The organism is Accumulibacter sp., from assembly GCF_032229525.1.
Classification (GTDB): Bacteria; Pseudomonadota; Gammaproteobacteria; order Burkholderiales; family Rhodocyclaceae; genus Accumulibacter.
Window position 1 is genome coordinate 35541 of the sequence record NZ_JAVTWB010000182.1, and the last position, 3368, is coordinate 38908.

Genomic DNA, 3368 nt, shown 5'->3' on the forward strand with positions numbered 1-3368 from the left:
CTCGCCGTTGCCCTCGTTAGCACTGACCCCGTTGCCCTCGAAGCTTTCTGGGGTTGTGAGGGGCGTCGCGGGCGATCCTGCCGCATCACATGGAAACGTATGCGACGCACTACTGCTCCAAGGACGTGTGGCGCCATTCCCGGCCAAATTTGTACCGCATAGATGGGCGCTTGATTACCGACGAAGAACTGATCGATCCCGTTTCGATGCGGCGTAGCGAGTTCTATGGCGACTTTCTCAAGCAGATCGAGGTCGGTCGCCTGGTGTGTGGCGTCGTGCACCCGTCGGACAGCCCCGCGGTGGCGGGCGGGCTGCTCTTCAGCATCTTCAAGCCGATGCACGAAGATGGCTTCGACGCGCAGCAGCAGGATCTGCTGGCAAGACTGCTTCCGCACGTGCGGGCGGCATTCAACACCTGGCGCATTCTGGGAGCGCACCACCGCACGCAGGAGCTGTCGTACGCCACTTTCAACGCGCTTGCCACCGCGGTACTCCTGATCTACCGGGAGTCAAGAATTTTCTTTGCCAACGAAGCTGCGGAACGTCTGTTGGCAGAAGGAGATGGATTGGCGATGCGAAATGGCTTGCTTGTCGGGGCGACATCTCGCGAGACGGCTCGCATCCAGGCATTCATCGCAGGGCTTTTCGCGCCGGTCGATGGTGCTCCGGCTGTTTGCGTTCATCCTGTCGCGCGTCCATCGGGAAAGCGCGCCTATGCCTGCTTCGCGCACCCGCTGCCGCCCGGTAGCGGCATGTACGGCCTGACCAGCACTCCGGCCACGATCCTCTTCATTCGCGATCCGTCATCCCGGTGCGCGCTTGAACCGAGGGTTCTGGATCAGCTCTATGGTCTGACCCGCTGCGAGGCGCTGCTCGCCAGTTTGCTCGCCCAGGGAATGACTTTGGACGACGCCGCGGCGACTCGCGGTATCAGCTACGAAACCGCGCGCTGCCAGTTGAAGAATGTCTTTGGCAAGACACGATGCTGTCGGCAGGCTGAACTCGTGGCGTTCCTGGTCAATGGGTGTCGACGCTGATGTGTTTGGCCGAAAGGCTATTGGGGCGCCATGCCCCAGGCCCTACGCCGCTGGGCGGGGAAACATCACGCCCAAACTGTCAGGTTCGCCAACTGGTGCTGCTCGAAGATCGAAACCAGCTTCGACGCGCAATCGGGATCTGTGACAGTACAACCGGTTGACCGCAGCCGCAGGAAGATGGCGCTGCGGAAGAACCGGGGACTGACCACGGTTGCTGAATTCTTTTCCGCGACCCCGTCGAACGGCGGCAATGCGGCGTACAGCCGACGTTCAAGGCACATGCTCCCAATGACCGCAGTGGCCGAGGAGACGACGAAGGGCGCCGGTGTCCGAACGCCTGCTTCACAGCAAGCACCGGACACTGATTGTTGTCGCTGAACCGGCGCTCATCGTCGCCAGACATTGTGGTCAGATTTGTGCGGTTTTGCGCCGCCGCCAACAAAAGCCGCCGCTCAGCCGCCGTCGGGTGGGCGTGGCCGTCGCCAGACGGCAGTCAGCGTGGCGAGTTTGGCGCGCGGCGAGAGACGTTCGTCGGACAGCGCTTCGAGAAAAGCCGAGAGCGCCTTCGACTTGGCGATGGCGAAACCGGTAAGCAGCGCCGACGGCACGGCGACCAGCGCAAACAGCGCCAGTCGGTCGGCGAAGGGCTCGTGCGTGGCGTCGAGCAGGTTCATTCCGAGGACGCCGGTGGTGATCGTCGCGATCAGCCCGGCGGTGGTCACCACGGTCAGGCGGACGACCGTATTGGACTGCCGGCGCAGACTGTCGCTGTCGAGGTACTGGCTCATGTCCTGGATTTCCTCGCGCAATTCGGTATACAGGCGCTCGGTGCCGAGGTGTTCTCTGGTCAGCTTGAATAGGGAGCGGGCCTGTGCCTGGTCGGAAATCTCGTAGAACCAGTAGCGATGGGTGAAGCGCAGGAAGACTTCGAGGATCTGCCGAATGGCGCGCTTGAATTCCTTGACCGATTCGGGCTGGCCGATCTGGAGGTGATTGAGTGCCGTTACCAGGCGGTCGGAGAGCATCAGCAAGGCGGCCTTATGAAAGTGCGGGATCAAGGCAAGCAGGAAGAACTGGTGCCGAAACTGCCCGAGCAGACCGTTTTCCAGGCCGCTGAAATAGGCGTCGCGGGCGCTGCCGACCATCACTACCGCGTGCCCGCAGGAGAACTGGCGGCTCCCCGGCTGCTCGGCGTGCGGGTGCCAGTAGCGGTCATAGCAGTAGCGTGCTTCGAAATCGTCAAGCGGCAGCTCGGAAGCGGCCGGCGCGCCAATCTTTCCCGGCCCGGTGACCAGCACCAGGCGGGCAAAGTCGTCACGGCTGAGCGCGCGCGGGTCGTCCATCGCCAGGTAGGCGAGGAGCGGCATGCGGTGATACTCGATCTGCCGGTAGCGGACCAGACCTTCCTCGTCCGAGTGGTGCAGCACCAGTGGCCGGAGCAGGAACTCCCAGTGCGAGGAGATGCACGGGGCGCGGAAGCGCGAGACGAAAGAGAGGTATTTGCTGCGTTTCTCGTAGTCTGAAGCGGCCAGCACCCGGCCGTCCGGCGCGATCCATTCGCTGCGCTTGAGGCAGTGACTACCGCTGCCATCCTCGTCCCAGGACGGTGGATAGGCCCGCCCGAAGCGGTACAGGGTGTCGTGCACCTGCCGCAGTTCGAGGTCGTCGGCGAAGATTTCGACGACCAGGATGAGCACCTCGATGTCGTAGAAGAAATAGAGGTCGAGGTGCGCGATGTCGAAATCGATCGGCTCGTCGCGGTCCTTGTAGTGCATGCGCACTTTGGCCACGTCATGGCGACGGAAGATGCGGATCGGCGATTCGCCGTCGCGCGACTGGCTCCCCTCCTGGCCCCCGCCTTCGCCGTAGAGAAAGCGCTGGACGTAAGGCAGGAAAGTCACGAACTCGCTGTAATGGCGCTCGTGAAACTGTTCGGGGTCGCCGCTGAACTCGTCGGCCAGTTCCCGCCACGGGTTATCAGCGTCCGTCCGCTCGAGCAACTGACTATGGTTCTGGAAAGGTCCGCCCTCGGCCAGCGGCATCAGTTGCAGGGGCCACATCAGGATCTGCCGGAAGTGGCGGACCCGTTGGTCTGCGTCGTTTGTCGCCACGTCCATGGGCGTCTCCGGAAGAGTAAGCGCCGGAAGCCGCCGGCCGACCATGCTAGGTCCTTGCCGTCAGGAGGTCAATGGCATCGCCGCCAGTCGTTCGCAGCGACCAGGCATGGCGCTTGCCGGTCGCCAGGAAGCCGCCGCGCCGGCTGGTGATCAGCCGTCGACCTCGATCAGCAGCATGGTCAGCATTCGTTCGGCCTGGCGCAGATAAGCGCTG

Annotated in this window: 3 protein-coding genes; 1 reads left to right on the plus strand and 2 read right to left on the minus strand. The window is 63.2% G+C overall.

What is annotated here, in order from left to right; genetic code table 11:
- The first annotated feature begins 170 nt into the window (after positions 1-170).
- Positions 171-1037, plus strand: a complete 867-nt coding sequence (locus RUW20_RS14240; protein WP_313952892.1) for a hypothetical protein — start codon at positions 171-173, stop codon at positions 1035-1037.
- Positions 1038-1102: 65 nt separating this feature from the next.
- Here RUW20_RS14240 and RUW20_RS14245 read toward each other — a convergent pair whose 3' ends face one another.
- Complete coding sequence (locus RUW20_RS14245; protein ID WP_313952893.1) at positions 1103-1318, minus strand: hypothetical protein; 216 nt, start codon at positions 1316-1318, stop codon at positions 1103-1105.
- Between the two features lie 171 nt (positions 1319-1489).
- Positions 1490-3154 carry a hypothetical protein gene (locus RUW20_RS14250; protein ID WP_313952894.1) on the minus strand — a complete coding sequence of 555 codons (1665 nt, stop codon included), beginning with the start codon at positions 3152-3154 and terminating at the stop codon, positions 1490-1492.
- Positions 3155-3368: the final 214 nt, after the last annotated feature.

Excerpts from the sequence above, each read along its gene's own strand:
- RUW20_RS14245 (WP_313952893.1), bottom strand. The coding sequence starts at position 1,318 with ATGTGCCTTGAACGTCGGCTGTACGCCGCATTGCCGCCGTTCGACGGG.
- RUW20_RS14250 (WP_313952894.1), bottom strand. The coding sequence starts at position 3,154 with ATGGACGTGGCGACAAACGACGCAGACCAACGGGTCCGCCACTTCCGG.